This window comes from Nocardioides caeni (genome assembly GCF_004912195.1).
GTDB classification, from domain to species: domain Bacteria; phylum Actinomycetota; class Actinomycetes; order Propionibacteriales; family Nocardioidaceae; genus Nocardioides; species Nocardioides caeni.
In genome coordinates this window covers 22225-39536 of the sequence record NZ_STGW01000019.1, presented here as the reverse complement: position 1 = coordinate 39536, position 17312 = coordinate 22225, and the positions used below count along the sequence as shown (strand labels likewise).

The following is a 17312-nucleotide window of genomic DNA, read 5'->3' as shown; positions in this document are numbered from 1 at the left end:
CAGGGCGGCGAGCTGCCCGTCGGTGATCCGGGAGACGGGCAGGGCCACGTCGATGACGGCGGGGGTGTCGCGGACCGGGAAGACCAGCGACACGAGGTCGCGGACGCCGTCGGGCAGTCCGGAGGCGTGCGCCGGGTCGCCCCACCGGGTCGCCGGCATCTCCGGCTGGAGGGCGGTCGCGGTCTCGGGCTGAGCCAGCTCGTTGGTCGTCATGTGTTACAGTGTGACATATGACGTCACATCGTCACAACCCTTCGAGGCTCGTCGCTGGCGCTCCTCGCACCTCAGGGCCCGAGACCACCGTCGACCCGCGCGACGCCTACCTCGACGCGGCGCGCGAGTGCATCCTCGACGTCGGCTGGCGTCGTACGACGCTCACGGAGGGCGCTCGCCGCGCGGGCGTCTCCCGGATGACCATCTATCGCGCGTGGTCGGACATGCCCGCCCTGCTGGGCGACCTGATGACCCGCGAGTGGGGGACGGTCGTGACCGGTCACGTCGACCTCGCCACCGAGCCCACGCCGGGGCGGATCGCCGACGCGGTCACCGCGACCGTCGCCGCGCTGCGCGACAACGAGCTGTTCACCCGGATCGTCGAGCTCGACCCGGAGCTGATCCTCCCCTACCTGCTCGCCCGCCGCGGCCGCTCGCAGGAGCTGATCCTCGGCGTCCTCGCCGCGGCCATCGAGGCGGGGCAGGCCGCCGGGACCATCCGCGACGGCAGCCCCGTCGCGCTGGCCCGCGGCCTGGTGCTGGCCGCCCACGGCTTCGTGCTCTCCGCCCACACCATGGTCGACGACGTCGTCGACCAGCCCGCGCTCGACGCCGAGCTCGGCCACCTCATCCGACGGAGCCTGCAGCCATGAGCATCCCCCCGACCCTCATCACCCCCGGCCTCGCCGGGGCCCCCACCGACGTCGACGTGGTCGTGGTCGGGCTCGGCGTCACGGGCGCGGGCGTCGCCCTCGACGCCGCCTCCCGCGGACTGCGGGTGCTGGCCGTCGACGCGCACGACCTCGCGTTCGGTACGTCGCGCTTCTCCTCCAAGCTCGTCCACGGCGGGCTGCGCTACCTGGCCTCCGGCCAGGTCGGCATCGCCCACGAGAGCGCCGTCGAGCGCGGCATCCTGATGGACGTCACCGCGCCGCACCTGACCCGGCCGCTGCCCTCCCTGATCCCCCTCGCCCCGTCCGTCAGCCGGCCCATGGGGCTGCTCGCCGGCGCCGGCTTCCTCGGTGGCGACCTGCTGCGACGGGCCGCGCGCACCAGCGCCGACACCCTTCCCCGCCCCCGTCGCCTCAGCGCCGCGGAGACCCGGCGCCTCGCGCCTCCGCTGCGCACCCACGGGCTGCGCGGCGGGCTGCTCGGCTGGGACGGCCAGCTCGAGGACGACGCCCGCCTCGTCACCGCCATCGCCCGCACGGCCGCGCAGCAGGGCGCAGCGGTGCACACCCATGCACGGGTGCTGTCCGCCACCGGGAGCTCGGTCGAGCTACGCGACGAGCTCACCGGCGCGACGCTGCAGGTCGCCTGCCGCTCGGTGATCAACGCCGCCGGTGTGTGGGCCGGTGACCTCGTCGACGACGTGCGCCTACGACCCTCCCGCGGCACCCACCTGGTCCTGCGCGCCGAGGCGCTGCCCCGGCTGTCGGTCGCGGTCTTCGCGCCGATCCCCGGCGAGACCAACCGTTTCGTGCTGGTGCTGCCGCAGCCCGACGGCCAGTTCTACGTCGGTCTCACCGACGAGCCGGTCGACGGTCCGGTGCCCGACGTCGCCGAGCCGACCGAGGTCGAGATCGGCTTCCTGCTGGACGTCGTGTCCGCCTCCTTCGCCCGGCCGTTGCACCGCTCCGACGTCGTCGGCGCCTTCGCCGGCCTGCGCCCCCTGCTCGACACCTCCTCGGGCGGTGAGGACGCGAGTGGAGGCGGGACGGCCGACCTCTCCCGCAAGCACGCCGTGCTGACCAGCCCCGACGGCGTGGTCACGATCGTCGGCGGCAAGCTCACGACCTACCGCCGGATGGCGGAGGACGCCGTCGACGCCGCGATCCTCGCCTCCGGCCTGAGGACCGGGCCCTGCGTGACCGCCCGCCTGCCGCTCGCGGGCGCCGCCCCCCGCGAGGCGCTCGCCGAGGACGCCGCCCGCGCCGGCCACCCCGGCCGCGCCCGCCTGGTCCGCAGGTACGGCGCCGACGCCGGCCTCGCGCTCGCGGCCGCCGTCGAGGCCTCGGGATGGGCCGAGGACGACCTGCTCGCGCCGATCGTCCCCGATTGCCCGACGATCCCCACCGTCTGGGTCGAGCTCTTCTTCGGCATCACCCACGAGGGCGCCGCCGACGCGGCCGACCTCCTCGACCGCCGGACCCGGATCGGCCTGGTGCCCGCCGACCGCGAGCTCGCCGTGCCCGCGGCGGAGCGGGCCCTGGAGGGCGTCGCCGCCCACCGATGAGTTTCCCCATCGACCCCGGTCCACCTCCTCAGGCACACTGGCGAGACCACAGGAGCGGGCAAATGGGGAGCATGGTGACCGAGCAGGCGACCACCAACGAGGAGTTGGCGGACTTCGACACCCTCACCGGCCGCTACCAGCGCGAGCTGATGGCGCACTGCTACCGGATGAGCGGGTCGGTCCACGAGGCCGAGGACCTCGTCCAGGAGACGTTCCTGCGGGCGTGGAAGGCGTCGGCGTCCTTCCAGGGGCGCAGCTCGGTGCGCACGTGGCTCTATCGGATCGCGACCAACGTGTGCCTCACCAACCTGGAGAGCAAGCCGCGCCGCCCGCTCCCGACGGGCCTCGGCACGACGGACTCGGCGCCGTCCGACGAGCTGGTCGAGAGCCACGAGGTGCCGTGGCTGGAGCCGATCCCGGATGCCGCCGTGGAGGTCGCCGAGCGTGACACCATCCGGTTGGCGTTCGTCGCGGCGTTGCAGCACCTGCCGGCACGGCAGCGCGCGGTGCTGATCCTGCGCGACGTGCTGCGCTGGTCGGCCGCCGAGACGGCGACGGCCCTCGACACCACGACGGCAGCGGTCAACTCGGCCCTGCAGCGCGCCCACGCCCAGCTCGCCGAGCGCGGGCTGACACCCGACACGGTGCAGCCGCAGCTCGACGGCGAGAAGCAGCGCCTCCTCGATGCCTACCTCGAGGCGTTCTGGCGCAAGGACATCGACCGGATCGTCCAGCTCCTGACCTACGACGCCACGTGGGACATGCCGCCGTTCGAGAACCACTACCGCGGCTGCACGGCGATCGGCGAGCTGATCGGCACCAAGTGCCCAGGCGGCACGCACGACATGCCGATGATCGCGACGACCGCCAACGGCCAGCCCGCCTTCGGCCTCTACATGCGCCAACCCGACGGCCACTTCGAGCCGTTCCACCTGCAGGTGCTGCAGACGACCGGCTCCGGTGACGAGCTGCGCGTCGAGCACGTCACGGCCTTCTTCGACGGCCGCCTGTTCCCGCGCTTCGGCCTGCCCGACCGGCTGCCGGCCGACTACGTGCCCGTCGCGGCGACCTGACCCTCGTCCCAGTGGTCACCGCACCTGCCGGGATGGTCGCGGGCCTCGACGTGCTGCAGCGAGCGCTCGACTACACGTGCGCCGGCCTCCGCTCCGTCACCGCCGACGACCTGACCTCCCCCACCCCCTGCTCCGCCTGGAACCTCGCCGACCTGCTGGCGCACATGGAGGACGCCCTCGACGCGTTCGCCGAGGCCGCGGGTGGCGCCATCGCCCTGCGGAGTACGGCGCCCGCGCCCCTGCCGCAGCGCATCGCTGCCCTGCAGCGGAAGGCGGCCGGCCTGCTGTCGATCTGGCTGGCGGCCGCCGACGGGGCGGTGGCCGTGGAGGGCAGCGACGTCCCGATCGACGCGGTCGCCCGGCTGGCGGCGCTCGAGATCGCCGTCCACGGCTGGGACGTGCACCGTGCGCTCGGCGGCTCGGGGGCGCTGCCGGAGACGCTGGCCCTCGCACTGCTCCCGATCGCCGCCCTCACCGCCGCTGCCCCGACCGGCTCCTTCGCCCGGCCCCTGCCGTGCGCCGCCGGTGCGCCGCCCGGCGTACGCCTGCTCGGGCTTCTCGGACGCACCGCCGACGCCTGAGCGGCCCCTCCAGAGATCGCGCGGGGACGGCACGGTCACCCCGGACGTCCCTAGGGAACCACTGATCAATCCCGCCTACTGCGCGCCGCGATGCGGCACGCTGGCGGCGCCAGGGACGCTCGAAAGGCGCCCAGCCTGCCTTCGCGCCCCTGGCTTGCCAGCGCACTCGCCTCGCGACGCCCGCGACGGCGCCATTGATCAGTGGTTCCCTAGAATGCGGCCATGACGGACGGTCACCCCGAGTCCAGCGTGCACCACCGCTCTCGCCGGATGGTGGGTCGCGACCCTGCCGAGCCACACCGGGCGGCGACGCCGCTGGAGCTGTTGTTCGACCTGACCTTCGTCGTCGCCTTCGGCACCGCGGCCAACGAACTGGCCCACGCGCTCGCCGAGGACCACGTCGTGCCGGGGATCGTCGCCTTCGCCTTCGCGACCTTCGCGGTGTCGTGGGCCTGGATCAACTTCACCTGGTTCGCGAGCGCCTACGACACCGACGACTGGATCTACCGGCTCACCACGATGGTGCAGATGGTCGGGGTCCTGATCCTCGCCCTGGGCCTGCCCGCGATGTTCTCCTCGGTCCACGACGGCGACACGCTCGACAACGACGTGATGGTGTGGGGCTACGTCGTCATGCGGGTCGCGATGGTTGCGCAGTGGTGGCGGGCCAGCCGCCACGACACCGGCCGCCTGCCGGCGATCCGGGTCTACGTCGGCTCGATCCTGGCCGCCCAGGTGCTGTGGTGCGTCCTCGCGGTCGTCGACCTGCCCGTGACCACCACCTTCGTCGCCATGCTGGTGCCGCTGCTCATCGAGCTCGCCGGACCGGGCTGGGCCGAGCGGCGCTGCGGCGGCACGCCGTGGCACGCCCACCACGTGGCGGAGCGCTACGGACTGATGGTGATCATCACGCTCGGCGAGGGCCTGCTCGGCACGATGGTCACGCTCACCGCGCTGGCCGAGACGGGTCTGACGCTCGACATCGCCCTGCTCGCGCTCGCCGGCACGGCGCTCACGTTCGGCATGTGGTGGATGTACTTCATCGTGCCCCACGCCGAGATCCTGCATGCCCACCGCGAGCGCTCGTTCCTGTGGGGCTATGGCCAGATGCTGCTCTTCGGCAGCGTGGTCGGGGTCGGCGCCGGCCTGCATGCGGCCGCCTACTACCTCGAGCACCACACCGAGCTCGGCCTCGCCGCGACCCTGGCAACCGTCGTCGTGCCGTTCGCCCTCTTCGCCGTCGTGCTCTACCTGCTCTATGCCGGCTTCTCCCGGTCGCTCGACCCGATCCACGTCGTGCTCCTCGCCGTCACCGCGGCCGTGCTGGCCGTCCCGTTCCTGCTGGCGAGCGGCAACGACGAGATCACCTGGTGCCTGGTGGCCCTGTCCTGTGCCCCGTGGGTGACCGTGATCGGCTACGAGACCGTCGGGCACCGGCACAACCGGGCGCTGCTCGACGCGTTGGAGGACTGAGCCCGGCTCAGCTTCGACCCAGTCCCACAGCTCAGTCGCGCAGCGGGTGCGCGATCTCGTCGGCGGGCAGACGGGCCAGCAGGACCGCGAGGATCGCGACCACGCCGGGGACGACGGCGGCGATCGCGAAGGTCGCCTTCAGCCCGATCAGCTCGGCGACCGGCCCGGCCACCGCCATGGAGATCGGCATCAGGCTGATGGAGACGAAGAAGTCGAGCGAGGCGACCCGTCCCAGGAGCGCGGGCGGCACCCGCCGTTGCAGCAGCGTGCCCCAGATGACCATCGGCGCCGCGAAGGTGGCGCCGATCAGCAACGACGCGACGACCACCTGCCACACCGCCGTGGCGAACCCCACGAGCAGGAACGGCAGGCAGCCCAGTCCCCACAGCAGGTTCATGACCGTCAGGTAGCGGCGCGGCATCGGCAGCGAACCGACCACCAGGGAGCCCACCGCGCCGCCGATGCCGAAGGCCGCCATCACCAGCGCGTGGTCGCCCGCGTCGCCGCCGAGATCGTCCTTGATCAGGAACGGCACCAGCACTTCGAGCGGACCCATGATGACCAGCACCATCACCGACGCGAACAGCAGCGTCGCCAGCAGCCATGGGGTCCGGACCATGTAGGCGAAGCCCTCGCGCATGTCCCGCAGCGCGCTCGACACGGCTCCCCCGACGCCGAGCTCCGCCGGCTCGGACGGCAGCTCCCGGCGTACGGCGGTCAGGGGGACCAGCGCCAGCGCGAGCAACCCGGCGAGATAGGCGGCCGCCGCGACGCCCAGCGCCGCCGAGGACGAGGCGGCGCCGACGACGATGCCGGCGACGGCCGGTCCGGCGGCCTGGCCGATGGTCGGGCGGACCATGCCCTCGAACCCGTTGACGGCGAGCAGGTCCTCCTCCGGCACCAGCGCCGGCAGCCAGGCGGAGTAGGCGGGGGAGTAGAACGCCATCGCCATGCCCGTGGTGACCGCGACGACCGCGAGGTGCCACAGCTGGGTGAGGTCGGCGAAGGAGAGGGCAGCGACCGTCGCCATCCCCGCCAGCTCGACGGTCGTGGTGACCAGCAGGATCAGCTTCTGCGGCACCCGGTCGGCGACGACGCCGCCCAGCAGGGCCGGGACCAGCACGCCGATCGCGCCCGCGGTGCTGACGACGGACAGGTCGGTGGCGCTGCCACCGATCCGGATGACCTCCCACACCAGGGCGACCGCCCAGACGCCGCCGCCGAAGCTGGTCAGCAGGAGAGCCGCGCCGAGGCGCCGGTAGGAGGCGTGCCGGAAGGGCGCGAGGACGCGCGGCAGCGACCGCCGCAGCGGAACGGGCCGCGGCGGCTCGGTCGGGGACGGACCCGGGGAGGTCAGCTGGTCGGTCATGGTGGCTCCTCAGCAGTCTGCCCGTAGGGACCGACAGGGGCGACCGAATTGATCGGTGCCCTGCTCGGCTGGGGGCAGGGACGAGCCTGCGACCTCAACCGCGCTCGAGGTCAAGTCAGAGGACGACGAGGTTCTCCGGCCGGGCGCGGCGCACCGCCGACAGCGGGATCCCGTCGTCGAAGGTGATGAATCGACCGCCGCGCGCCACCGCGGTGGCGAGCAGGTAGAGGTCGGTCAGCTGCCCGGGGCCGTGCACGCGATCGCGCCGGATCGTGTCCCCGTCGAGCACCGAGACCTCGTCCGGCCAGAACTCGTGGTGCTCGGTCGCCGCGGCCTCGCTGAGCAGGGCGATGGCGCGTCCCGTGGGGATGGCGTTGGGATAGCGCGGCTGACTGATGATCCGCACGAAACCGTTCTGGGTGAGGGGGCACGACGCCCACCCCGCGCCGATGTCGGACCGCAGCCAGTCCCAGGCTCGTCGATGGTCGGCGTGGTCGGCGTCGAAAAGCGCCAGGAGGACGTTGACGTCGAGGAGCGCCCTGCTCACACGCCCAGCTCTTCGCGCAACTCGTCGATCAGGGCATTGGTGACGACCGCTCCGCTCGCCGGCAGGGGACGGAACCCATAGTCGGCACGCACCGGCTCGGCGCCCGGGCCGTTGAGTGCCTCTCGCGCAAGCTCGGACAGCACGGCGCCCGCGGAGCGCCGCTCGCGACGTGCCCGCTCCTTGACCGCGAGCAGCACGTCGTCATCGATGTCGAGCGTGGTGCGCATGCATCTGATGCTATCGCATCACGGGGCAGGAAGGGCGACGTACGTGGTGTCGAGGTACTCCTCGATGCCCTCGAAGCCGCCCTCGCGCCCGAAGCCGCTGGCCTTCACCCCACCGAAGGGTGCAGCGGGGTTGGAGACGAGGCCGGTGTTGATCCCGAGCATGCCCGTCTCGAGCCGCTCGGCGAGCCGGATCGTGCGCGCCAGGTCGCGGGTGAACGCATAGGCGGCCAGGCCGTATTCGGTGGCGTTGGCCAGCTCGATGGCCTCGTCCTCGGTCGTGAAGGTCGTGATCGGCGCGACCGGGCCGAAGATCTCCGTGGTCACGGCGTCCGCGTCGTGGGGTACGTCGACCAGCACCGTCGGCGGGTAGAAGAAGCCCTCGCTCAGGGGCGGGTCGGGCAGACGCCCACCGGTCAGCAGCCTCGCCCCACGGTCGACGGCGTCGTCGACGATGGCGGCCACGGAGGTCACGGCCTTGTCGTCGATGAGCGGCCCGACCTGGACGCCGACGTCCTGGCCGCGACCGACCCGCAGCCCGCCCATCCGCTCGGCGAGCCGGGTGCCGAACTCCTCGGCGACGGGGGCCTCGACGAGAAACCGGTTGGCCGACGTGCACGCCTCGCCCATGTTGCGCATCTTCGCCAGCATCGCGCCGTCGACGGCCGCCTCGAGGTCGGCGTCGGCAAAGACGAGGAAGGGGGCGTTGCCGCCGAGCTCCATCGACACCCGCTGCAGCTCGCCGGCCGACTGCTCGACGATCTTCTTGCCGACCGTCGTGGAGCCGGTGAAGCTCACCTTCCGCAACCGTGGGTCGGCCTGCAGCGTGCTGCTGAGGCCGCCGGAGTCGCTGGTCGTGACGACGTTGAGCACGCCGTCGGGGAGTCCGGCCTCGGCCATCAGGCCGGCGAGCATCAGCATGGTCAGCGGCGTCTGCGCGGCCGGCTTGACGACCATCGTGCAGCCCGCGGCGACGGCCGGACCGATCTTGCGGGTGCCCATGGCGAGCGGGAAGTTCCACGGCGTGATGAAGAGGCACGGGCCGACCGGCTTGCGGACCGTCAGCAGCCGGCTGCCGCCAGCAGGGTTGTGCATCCAGCGGCCGTGGATCCGCACCGCCTCCTCGGCGAACCAGCGCAGGAACTCGGCTCCATAGGTCACCTCGCCCTTCGCCTCGGCGATCGGCTTGCCCATCTCCAGGCTCATCACCAGCGCCAGGTCGTCGGCGTGCTGGGTGACCAGACCGAAGGCACGCCGCAGGATCTCGCTGCGCTCCCGCGGTGGCGTCGCCGCCCAGTCACCCTGCGCCGCGACCGCTGCGTCGAGCGCGGCCCGGGCGTCGTCGAGGGTGCCGTCGGCGACGTCGGCGAGCACCGAGCCGTCAGCGGGGTCGATCACGTCGATCCGCCCTCCCCCGCTGGCGGGACGCCAGCTGCCCCCGATGAGGAGCTGCCGGCGGGCTTCGGGCAGGAGGTGCTGGGCGCGCTCGCGAAGGCTCATGCAGCCATGCTCGCACCCCGGCACGAGTCCTGCCCCACCCTCTTCCGGGACCTTCGTCCCGGGTCAGGTGACCGTTCGGCCACAATCGTCGCAGCCCGCTTGCCTGCCCGGCATTTGCGACTAACGTGGGGTCTGTCGTCATTCGGAGGGAGCACCGAGACGACCCAGGCCCCTCGTCGACCCCATGCGATGAGGGGCCGCTCCCATTTTTCACGGCCCCGCCACGCTGCGAGGAACGAGCAGCGTGGCGGACCAGGCCGGGAGGTCGAGTAGGCCCGCGGCCGAGGAACGAGGCCGCGACGGCCGTATCGAAACCGAGTCAGCGACGCAGGCGACCGCCCCCGTCGCTCGTCGAGTAGCAGGCGAGCGCCAGCGAGCCGCGTATCGAGACGAACCGCAGCGATCGCTCCCGACCAGGCCAGTCCCAGCACCACGGCCAGCCGTCTCGATACGCCCTCGCCTAGCGGCTCGGGCTACTCGACGACCGACGGAGACTCAGCCGGCGTTGCGCAGGAACTCCTCCAGCAGTGGGCCGGCGGTGCTGGAGCCGGAGTCGCCGGTCTGGACGAAGACGGCGACGGCGAGGTCGCCCTTCGCCGCGACCATCCAGGCGTGGGTGCGGATGGTGCCGCCGTCGGCGTACTCGGCGGTGCCGGTCTTGGCGATGACCTGGCCGGGGAGGTCGGCGAGGCCGCGGCCGCTGCCGCCGGTGACGACGCCACGCAACATCGCGCGCAGCGCCTTCGCCTCGGCGGCGGTGAGGGGCGCGGCCTCGGCGGGGACGTCGACGTCGACCTGCTCCACCAGACGCGGTACGACGGTGGTGCCCGCCTGCACGCTGGCGATCACGGTCGCCATGACCATCGGGGAGGCGAGGATCCTGCCCTGCCCGATCAGCGCGGCGGCGCCCTCGGTCTCGGAGGCGGGGGCGGGCACCTCGCCGAAGTAGGCGGGGAAGCCGAGGTCGTGGTCGATGCCGAGGCCGAGACTCGCGGCGGCGTCGGCGAGGTCACCGTCGGCAAGCTGGTCGCGCTGGCCGATGAAGGCGGTGTTGCAGGACTGCGCCACGGCCTCGGCGAGGGGGATCGCGCCGAGCGAGGAGGCCGGGTAGTCGGAGTAGTTCTTGAACTGCTTGCCGTCGACGACCGTGGTGGCCGGGCACTCGACGGAGGAGTCGGCGGTGAGGCCGGCGCGGAGCAGGGCGAGCGAGGAGACGATCTTGAAGGTCGAGCCGGGCGCGTAGCGGCCGTAGGTGGCGTCGTTGCGGCCCGCGGTGCCCGAGCCGTTGGCGGCGGCGAGGATCGCGCCGTCGCTCGGCCGGATCGCCACCAGCGCGCTGGCGGGACCGGTGTCGGCGAGGATCAGCTCGGCCTCGAGCTGGAGCTCGCGGTCGAGGGTGAGCGCGAGCGGCTCGCCGGGGGTCACTGCATGCGAGTAGACCTCGCGCGCGGGTGTCTCGTCATCGGCGGAGACGACCTCGACGGTGCGGCCGGGGATGCCGCGCAGCTGGTCGTCGTAGCGGGCTTGGAGCCCGGAGATGCCGGCGATGTCGCCGACCCGGTAGTTGTCGGGGTCGTCGGCGACCATCTCGGCGGTGACCGGGCCGACCCGGCCCAGGATGGGGGCCGCGAAGTCGCGGGTGGGTCCGAGTGCCTGGGTGTCGTCGACGAGCAGGATGCCCGCGATGTCGGAGGCCTGCACGGCGGAGGGCAGCTCGTCCTGGCGGTAGGTGATGGCCTCGACGAAGGCCCGGTCGCCGGCGGCGCGGACGGCGGCGACGTAGGGCGCCACCTCGATGCCGACGAGTTGGGCCAGCGCCCGCGCGGAGGCCGGCGCGCGCCCGGCGGCCACCCGGACGCGGTCGATCCCGACCCGCACCACGGGCCGCTCCTTCACCAGCGGGACCCCGCCCGCTCCGGTCACCTCGCCGCGCGGCGCGGACCGGGTGACGGCGTCGAGGAGGTCGCCTTCGACGAGACTGGGCTCGACGAGGCTGGGCGCCCAGGCCGCGGTCCACTGGTCGCCGGTCCTGGCGAGCTCGACCTCGGCGGTGTAGGTCCACGGGTCGACGTCGCCGACGACGGGCCACGACCACTCCAGCTCCGCGGTCGCCGCGTCACCGTCGACGGTGACGTCACCGAGCGCCACCGACGGCGCGATGCCGTCCATGTCGTCGACGATGGCGGCGTAGGCCTCGGTCACCGTGGCGGCGTCGGTCTCCCCGAACGGCATCGTCGCGAACGGGTCCGGCGCCGCGGTCTGCTCCGGGGCGGACGGTGCCGCGGCCGCGGCCAGGGCGTCGGCGAGCTGCTGGGCGACGGCCCGGGCGCCGTCGTCGCCGGTGTCGGAGTCGTCACCGGTGCAGGCGCTCAGCCCCACCGCTGCCAGGAGGAGGACCGAGAGACCAGCCACCGAGGATCGCCGCATGCGTCGGTTCTATCAGCCGGCACCGACCCGGCGATGCTCAGCCGACGAGCAGTCCCTGCACCAGCGGCTTGTAGCCGGAGGAGTGCCCGGCCCGGTTGGGGTGATAGCTCTCGCTGATCGGGTTGGACAGGCCGTTGATCCACTCGGGGTCGTCGCACACGGCATGACCGGTGAAGCGCGAGGTCGGGTTGGCACACTTGAAGCCCTTGGCGCGCGCGGCCGCCGACAGCTTCGCGTTGAGCAGGTCGGCGGTGGAGTTGAGCCGGGTCTCCTCGGCCGGCGAGAACCAGGTCGCGGCGTTGCAGTCCTCGCCCATGAAGATCCGCGGATAGCCGACCACCACGACGACGGCGCCGGGTGCGCGGGACTTGATGGCGGCATAGAGGGTGGTGAGGCGCCCGGGCAGGGTGTTGGTGATGAACGCGCGGGCCTTGTCGATCGCGCCGTTGCAGTCGGACAGCCAGCCGGGTTGCGCGCACTCGGTGAGGACGCCCGTGAAGCCGGCGTCGTTGCCCCCGACCGAGATGGTGACGTAGTCGGTGCCGCTGTTGAGCGCGCTGAGCTGACCGTTGGTGACGGCCCCGATCGTGGCGCCGGAGCAGGCCCGGAAGTCGAGGCTGTAGCCGCGGGCCGACGCCACCAGGCGCGGATAGGCGTAGGTCGAGCGCTGGCAGCTGCCGCTCTCGGAGGTGTAGCTGCGGGTGCCGACGCCCGAGGAGTAGGAGTCGCCGAGCGCGACGTACGACGGCGCGGCCGCCTGGGCGGCGCCCGGCACCGCGAGCAGGCCGGCGAGGGCCGAGGCCAGGGCACTGAGCAGGAGGAGGACGGAGCGGGACTTCCGAGACGATGACATGACCTGGCGACCTCGAGACGACCTGGAGCGCGGATGTGACCTGGATCACTACATCACGAGATCGCCGGGCGCGTCACCTGTGCCGATCGTGCATCTGCGCGGGGAGCGGGAAGCCCGTGCGCGTGCCTTCGACGATGTCGCTGACGTGGGAGCGGAAACCCGGGCAGGTGGCGATGTCGTGGGCCCGGCACTCCAGCGCGTGCTCGGTCATGTGCCGCGACCGCTCGATCTCGGCCTGCCGGCGGTCGAGCTCGACCAGGTGCGCCTTGAGGGCGTCGCGACGACCGTCGGCCTCGGCGTCGATGAGCGTCCGGATCTGGTCGAGGCTCATCCCCGACGCCTTGCTGGTGAGGATCACGGCGACCCGGTAGGCGTCGTCCTCCCGATAGACCCGTCGTCCGGCGGAGTCACGCTCGGGCGCCATCAGCCCGACGTCCTCCCAGTGCCGCAGCACGTGCGCCTCGAGCCCGAAACGGCTGGCGAGCTCTCCGACGGACCACCTGACGTCCTGGCTTGACTTCATGTCCACATGAAGTCACATGCTGCATGGAAAGGGCAAGTCCCGTCCTCTGATCCACACAGGAGTCCCCATGAGCAACACCGTCAGCGCCTACGACGTCGCCGTGATCGGCGCCGGATCCGCCGGCCTCCAGGCCGCCCAGACCCTCGGCCGGATGCACCAGCGGACCGTCGTGCTCGGCACCGACCGCTATCGCAACGACCCCGCCACCCACATGCACAACTTCCTCGGCCACGACGGCGAGCCGCCGGCCGAGCTGCGCGCGGCGGCCCGCAAGGACGCCGAGCAGTACGCCGACGTCGAGCTGCGCGACATCGAGGTGCTCTCCGTGACCGGGAAGCTGGGTGCGTTCTCCCTCGCGCTCGCCGACGGCGGCGCCGTCACCGCGCGACGCGTGCTGCTGGCGACCGGCGTCCGCGACACGCTCCCGGACGTTCCGGGCGTCTCGGAGGAGTTCGGCGACCTCGTCGCCCACTGCCCCTTCTGCCACGGGCACGAGTTCGCCGGTCGCCGGGTCGGCGTGATCGGCACCCACGCCCACCTGGGCATGTTCGTCTCGATGCTGCTGCCGATCACGTCCGACGTCGTGGTGCTGACCGGCGGCGAGCCGCTCGACGCCGGCGCGGCCGAAGCCCTCGACCGGCTCGGGATCCCGGTCGTCGCGGACCCGATGTCCGGCGTACGGCGGACGGACGACGGGCTCACCGTCGACCTCGACGGCGCGCCGGCCGTCGAGCTGGGCGGGCTGTTCGTGAAGACCGACTGGACCCAGGCCGTGTCCTTCCCCGCCGACCTCGGCGCGGAGATGTCGGAGGTCGGCGCGGTCGTCGTCGACGCCTTCGGCCGCACCTCGGTGCCGGGCGTCTATGCCGCGGGCGATCTCGCCGCCGGTCCGGGCCTGCCCATGCCGATGGCCTCCGTCCTCGCCGCCGCCTCGGCCGGTCTGCTCGCCGCCGCCGCGTGTGTCCAGGACGCGGCCGCCGCCCGCCTCACCTGACCGCTTGCGGGGCGCGCCATGCTGGACCCATGCGCGCTGTGATGCACCAGGAGTTCGGGGACCCGGCGAAGGTCCTGACCGTCGAGGAGATCGACACGCCGGAGCCCGGCCCCGGCGAGGTGCGGGTCCGCACCCTGCTGGCCTCGATCCACAACCACGACCTGTGGACCATCCGTGGGTCCTACGGCTTCAAGCCGGACCTCCCCGCCCGGGCGGGCACCGAGGCCGTCGGGATCGTCGACGCCGTGGGCGAGGGCGTCGATCGCCTCGCGGTGGGACAGCGCGTGGCGAGTGGCGGGGCCTTCGGCGCCTGGGCCGAGCAGTTCGTGGCGCCCGCCGGCGGGCTGATCCCCGTGCCGGACGGGATCCCGGACGAGGTGGCGGCCCAGCTGGTGTCGATGCCGTTCAGCGCGATCAGCCTGCTCGCCTCACTCGACCTGGCCCCCGGAGACTGGCTGGTGCAGAACGCCGCCAACGGCGCCGTCGGCCGGATGGTCGCCCAGCTCGGCCGCGCCCGCGGGATCAACGTGGTCGGCCTGGTCCGGCGGGCCGCCGCCGTCGGGGAGCTGGCCGGCCAGGGCATCGGCAACGTCGTCGCGACCGACGCCGACGACTGGTCCGACCAGGTCGCCGCGCTCACGGCGGGCGCCCCCATCACGTTCGGCGTCGACTCCGTCGGCGGTCGGGCCAGCGGCGAGGTGATGTCGTTGCTCGCCGAGAACGGCGTCCTCGTCGTCTTCGGTGCGATGCAGTCGCCCACCATGGAGATCGCCTCCGGGGACGTGATCTTCAAGCAGGCCACGATCCGCGGCTTCTGGGGCAGCACGGTCAACCGCACGATGCCCCACGACCAGCGCCGTGCCCTCTTCGGCGAGCTGCTCCAGCGCATCGGTGACGGCTCGCTGACCCTCCCCGTCGACGCGATCCACCCCTTCGACGACGTCCGCGCCGCGGCCGCCGCCAACGCCGAGCCCGGCCGCAGCGGCAAGGTCCTGCTCCGCCCCTGAACCTCGCCGCCCCCGGTCAGTACCAGTTGTGCTGCTCGGAGTGCTGCCAGGCCTTCTGCGGCGTGCCGTAGCGGGCGCCGATGTAGGCCAGGCCCCACTTGATCTGCGTCTCGGGGGTGGTGCGCCAGTCGGCGCCGACGACGGCCATCTTGTCGCCGGGCAGCGACTGGGGGATGCCGTAGGCGCTGGAGGTGGGGTTGTCGGCGAAGTGGTTCCAGCCGGACTCGCGGTGCCACAGCGCGTTGAGGAAGGGCCACTGGCTGCTCGGGAACCCGAACTCCACCATCAGGCGGTAGCCCAGCGCCTGGTTGCTGCCGGGGCTGACGTCGTCGGGCACGACGACCTCGGGCAGGTTCTTCGCGATCCGCTCGGCCCGGCGGGCGAGCTGGGCCATGATCTCGATCTCCGGTACGTCGGCCCGGGCCCCGGCGCGCGACACGGCCTCCTGCCGGACAGTGGCCGTGGGGCTCGCCGCGGGCTCCCCCGCCGGCACCGGGTCGGCGGCCGGCGGAGCCTCGGTCGACGCGGCGCAGCCGGAGACCAGCGTCACCGCGACGGCGGCGACGACCAGGCTCCGGAGACGCGCGACCACGGGCTCAGTCCTCGCGCCGCTTGCTTCGCTTCGGCGGGCCGTAGTCGCGGGTGAGCTCGATGAGCTTGCCGCTGATCCGGGTGTCCTTGAGACGCTCGAAGGCGTCCCGCGGCAGCTTCGCGGGCAGCTCGACCAGCGAGTAGTCGGGTCGGATCGTGATCTTGCCGAAGTCGCGGCGGCTCAGGCCGCCCTCGTTGGCGAGCGCGCCGACGATCTGGCGGGGCTCGATGCGGTGCCGCTTGCCGACCTGGATCTTGTAGGTGACCAGGCCCTCGGAGCTGCCGCGGTCGCGACCACCCCGGTCGCCCCGGTCACCCCGGTCACCCCTGTCACCCCGGCCGCCGAACCGGTCGTCACGACCACCGCGGTCACCGCGGTCGTCGTACTCCCGGCGCGGGCGGCGCTCCGGCTCCGGCTCGGGCTCGAGCAGGAGCGGGGTGTCGCCCTGCATGGCGATGGCGAGCGCGGCGGCGACGTCGAGGTCCGGGACGTCGTGCTCGCGGATGTAGTGGCTGACGACGTCGCGGAAGAAGGAGATCCGCGGCGACTCGAGCGCGGCGGTGATCTGGTCGTCGAAGCGGCTCAGGCGCGACTCGTTGATGTCGTCGACGCTGGGCAGCTGCATCTGCTCGAGGGTGGAGCGGGTCGCCTTCTCGATGTGCTTGAGCAGATAGCGCTCGCGCGGGGTGATGAAGGAGATCGCGTCGCCGCTGCGGCCGGCGCGCCCGGTCCGACCGATCCGGTGCACGTAGGCCTCGGTGTCGGTGGGGATGTCGTAGTTGAAGACATGGCTGATCCGGGGCACGTCGATGCCGCGGGCGGCGACGTCGGTGGCGACCAGGATGTCGAGCTTGCCGTCCTTGAGCTGGTTGACGGTCCGCTCGCGCTGCTGCTGCACGATGTCGCCGTTGATGGCGGCGGCCCGGTAGCCGCGGGCGCGGAGCTTCTCGGCGAGGGTCTCGGTCTCGCTCTTGGTGCGGACGAAGACGATGCCGGCCTCGAAGTTCTCGACCTCGAGGATGCGGGTGAGCGCGTCGACCTTCTGCGGGTAGCTGACGATCAGGTAGCGCTGCCTGATGTTCTCGGCGGTGCGGGTCTTGCGCTCGATCGAGATCTCGACCGGATCCTTGAGGTAGGTCTGCGACAGCGCCCGGATCTGCTTCGGCATGGTCGCGGAGAAGAGCGCGACCTGCTTGTCGACCGGGGTGTCGGCGAGGATCGTCTCGACGTCCTCCGCGAAGCCCATGTTGAGCATCTCGTCGGCCTCGTCGAGGACGAGGAAGCGCAGCTCGGTGAGGTCGAGGGTGCCCTTGTCGAGGTGGTCCATGATCCGGCCGGGCGTGCCGACGACGACGTGGACGCCGCGGCGCAGGGCGGAGAGCTGGACGCCGTAGCCCTGGCCGCCGTAGACGGGCAGGACGCTGACACCGCGCGTGCCGGCGGCGTACTTCTCGAACGCCTCGCAGACCTGCAGCGCCAGCTCGCGGGTCGGGGCGAGCACCAGCGCCTGCGGGGTCTTCTGCGACAGGTCGAGCCGGTCGAGGATCGGCAGCGCGAAGGCCGCCGTCTTGCCGGTGCCGGTCTGCGCGAGGCCGAGGACGTCGCGGCCCTCGAGCAGGTGCGGGATGGTCTCGGCCTGGATCGCCGACGGCGTCTCGTAGCCGACATCCTTCAGGGCCTTGAGGATCTTGTCGCCGAGG

Annotated in this window: 17 protein-coding genes; 7 read left to right on the top strand and 10 right to left on the bottom strand. The window is 72.6% G+C overall.

Features of this window, described 5'->3' with window-relative positions:
- Positions 1-213: hypothetical protein (locus tag E9934_RS19955; RefSeq protein WP_420873070.1), on the bottom strand; the 213-nt coding region annotated here is incomplete at its 3' end.
- Positions 214-230: 17 nt separating this feature from the next.
- Between E9934_RS19955 and E9934_RS18120 the strand changes: the two genes are divergently transcribed.
- The 5 genes from E9934_RS18120 (at position 231) to E9934_RS18100 (ending at position 5576) form a co-directional block, all read left to right on the top strand.
- A complete protein-coding gene (locus E9934_RS18120; protein WP_136564310.1) occupies positions 231-866 on the top strand; it encodes a TetR/AcrR family transcriptional regulator in 636 nt (211 codons plus the stop codon).
- Positions 863-2449: a glycerol-3-phosphate dehydrogenase/oxidase gene (locus E9934_RS18115; protein WP_136564309.1), complete on the top strand. Its 1587-nt coding sequence runs from the start codon at positions 863-865 to the stop codon at positions 2447-2449. Before E9934_RS18120 ends, E9934_RS18115 begins: the two co-directional genes overlap by 4 nt.
- Before the next feature lie 62 nt (positions 2450-2511).
- Positions 2512-3522: a sigma-70 family RNA polymerase sigma factor gene (locus tag E9934_RS18110; RefSeq protein WP_238695046.1), complete on the top strand. Its 1011-nt coding sequence runs from the start codon at positions 2512-2514 to the stop codon at positions 3520-3522.
- 11 nt (positions 3523-3533) lie between these two features.
- Positions 3534-4103, top strand: coding sequence for a TIGR03086 family metal-binding protein (locus E9934_RS18105; RefSeq protein WP_136564308.1), 570 nt, complete (start codon positions 3534-3536; stop codon positions 4101-4103).
- A 222-nt stretch (positions 4104-4325) separates the two neighbouring features.
- On the top strand, positions 4326-5576 hold the full coding sequence (locus E9934_RS18100; protein WP_238695045.1) for a low temperature requirement protein A: 1251 nt from the start codon (positions 4326-4328) through the stop codon (positions 5574-5576).
- A 31-nt stretch (positions 5577-5607) separates the two neighbouring features.
- Here E9934_RS18100 and E9934_RS18095 read toward each other — a convergent pair whose 3' ends face one another.
- From E9934_RS18095 to E9934_RS18065, 7 genes are all read right to left on the bottom strand, one after another.
- The gene (locus E9934_RS18095; RefSeq protein WP_136564307.1) at positions 5608-6945 is read right to left on the bottom strand and encodes an MFS transporter; all 1338 of its coding nucleotides are present in this window, start codon (positions 6943-6945) and stop codon (positions 5608-5610) included.
- 115 nt (positions 6946-7060) lie between these two features.
- The gene (locus E9934_RS18090; RefSeq protein ID WP_136564306.1) at positions 7061-7492 is read right to left on the bottom strand and encodes a TA system VapC family ribonuclease toxin; all 432 of its coding nucleotides are present in this window, start codon (positions 7490-7492) and stop codon (positions 7061-7063) included.
- Positions 7489-7719, bottom strand: coding sequence for an antitoxin (locus tag E9934_RS18085; protein ID WP_136564305.1), 231 nt, complete (start codon positions 7717-7719; stop codon positions 7489-7491). Before E9934_RS18085 ends, E9934_RS18090 begins: the two co-directional genes overlap by 4 nt.
- 18 nt (positions 7720-7737) lie before the next feature.
- Positions 7738-9216 carry an NAD-dependent succinate-semialdehyde dehydrogenase gene (locus E9934_RS18080; RefSeq protein ID WP_136564304.1) on the bottom strand — a complete coding sequence of 493 codons (1479 nt, stop codon included), beginning with the start codon at positions 9214-9216 and terminating at the stop codon, positions 7738-7740.
- A 495-nt stretch (positions 9217-9711) separates the two neighbouring features.
- The gene (locus E9934_RS20520; RefSeq protein ID WP_136564303.1) at positions 9712-11643 is read right to left on the bottom strand and encodes a penicillin-binding transpeptidase domain-containing protein; all 1932 of its coding nucleotides are present in this window, start codon (positions 11641-11643) and stop codon (positions 9712-9714) included.
- Between the two features lie 37 nt (positions 11644-11680).
- Complete coding sequence (locus E9934_RS18070) at positions 11681-12496, bottom strand: SGNH/GDSL hydrolase family protein (protein WP_136564302.1); 816 nt, start codon at positions 12494-12496, stop codon at positions 11681-11683.
- Positions 12497-12569: 73 nt separating this feature from the next.
- A complete protein-coding gene (locus tag E9934_RS18065) occupies positions 12570-13019 on the bottom strand; it encodes a helix-turn-helix domain-containing protein (protein ID WP_136564301.1) in 450 nt (149 codons plus the stop codon).
- Positions 13020-13086: 67 nt separating this feature from the next.
- Here E9934_RS18065 and E9934_RS18060 point away from each other — a divergent pair, with 67 nt between their 5' ends.
- Complete coding sequence (locus E9934_RS18060; protein WP_136564300.1) at positions 13087-14013, top strand: NAD(P)/FAD-dependent oxidoreductase; 927 nt, start codon at positions 13087-13089, stop codon at positions 14011-14013.
- Between the two features lie 29 nt (positions 14014-14042).
- On the top strand, positions 14043-15020 hold the full coding sequence (locus tag E9934_RS18055; protein WP_136564299.1) for a zinc-binding dehydrogenase: 978 nt from the start codon (positions 14043-14045) through the stop codon (positions 15018-15020).
- Between the two features lie 16 nt (positions 15021-15036).
- Here the strand turns inward: E9934_RS18055 and E9934_RS18050 are convergent, their stop codons facing one another.
- Both E9934_RS18050 and E9934_RS18045 read right to left on the bottom strand, forming a co-directional pair.
- Complete coding sequence (locus E9934_RS18050) at positions 15037-15612, bottom strand: aggregation-promoting factor C-terminal-like domain-containing protein (protein ID WP_136564298.1); 576 nt, start codon at positions 15610-15612, stop codon at positions 15037-15039.
- 4 nt (positions 15613-15616) lie between these two features.
- Positions 15617-17312: DEAD/DEAH box helicase (locus E9934_RS18045; RefSeq protein WP_136564319.1), on the bottom strand; the 1696-nt coding region annotated here is incomplete at its 5' end.

Coding starts and splice junctions, on each gene's coding strand:
- E9934_RS18120 (WP_136564310.1), top strand. CDS start 231: ATGACGTCACATCGTCACAACCCTTCGAGGCTCGTCGCTGGCGCTCCT.
- E9934_RS18115 (WP_136564309.1), top strand. CDS start 863: ATGAGCATCCCCCCGACCCTCATCACCCCCGGCCTCGCCGGGGCCCCC.
- E9934_RS18110 (WP_238695046.1), top strand. CDS start 2,512: ATGGGGAGCATGGTGACCGAGCAGGCGACCACCAACGAGGAGTTGGCG.
- E9934_RS18100 (WP_238695045.1), top strand. CDS start 4,326: ATGACGGACGGTCACCCCGAGTCCAGCGTGCACCACCGCTCTCGCCGG.
- E9934_RS18095 (WP_136564307.1), bottom strand. CDS start 6,945: ATGACCGACCAGCTGACCTCCCCGGGTCCGTCCCCGACCGAGCCGCCG.
- E9934_RS18085 (WP_136564305.1), bottom strand. CDS start 7,719: ATGCGCACCACGCTCGACATCGATGACGACGTGCTGCTCGCGGTCAAG.
- E9934_RS18080 (WP_136564304.1), bottom strand. CDS start 9,216: ATGAGCCTTCGCGAGCGCGCCCAGCACCTCCTGCCCGAAGCCCGCCGG.
- E9934_RS20520 (WP_136564303.1), bottom strand. CDS start 11,643: ATGCGGCGATCCTCGGTGGCTGGTCTCTCGGTCCTCCTCCTGGCAGCG.
- E9934_RS18070 (WP_136564302.1), bottom strand. CDS start 12,496: ATGTCATCGTCTCGGAAGTCCCGCTCCGTCCTCCTCCTGCTCAGTGCC.
- E9934_RS18065 (WP_136564301.1), bottom strand. CDS start 13,019: ATGAAGTCAAGCCAGGACGTCAGGTGGTCCGTCGGAGAGCTCGCCAGC.
- E9934_RS18060 (WP_136564300.1), top strand. CDS start 13,087: ATGAGCAACACCGTCAGCGCCTACGACGTCGCCGTGATCGGCGCCGGA.
- E9934_RS18055 (WP_136564299.1), top strand. CDS start 14,043: ATGCGCGCTGTGATGCACCAGGAGTTCGGGGACCCGGCGAAGGTCCTG.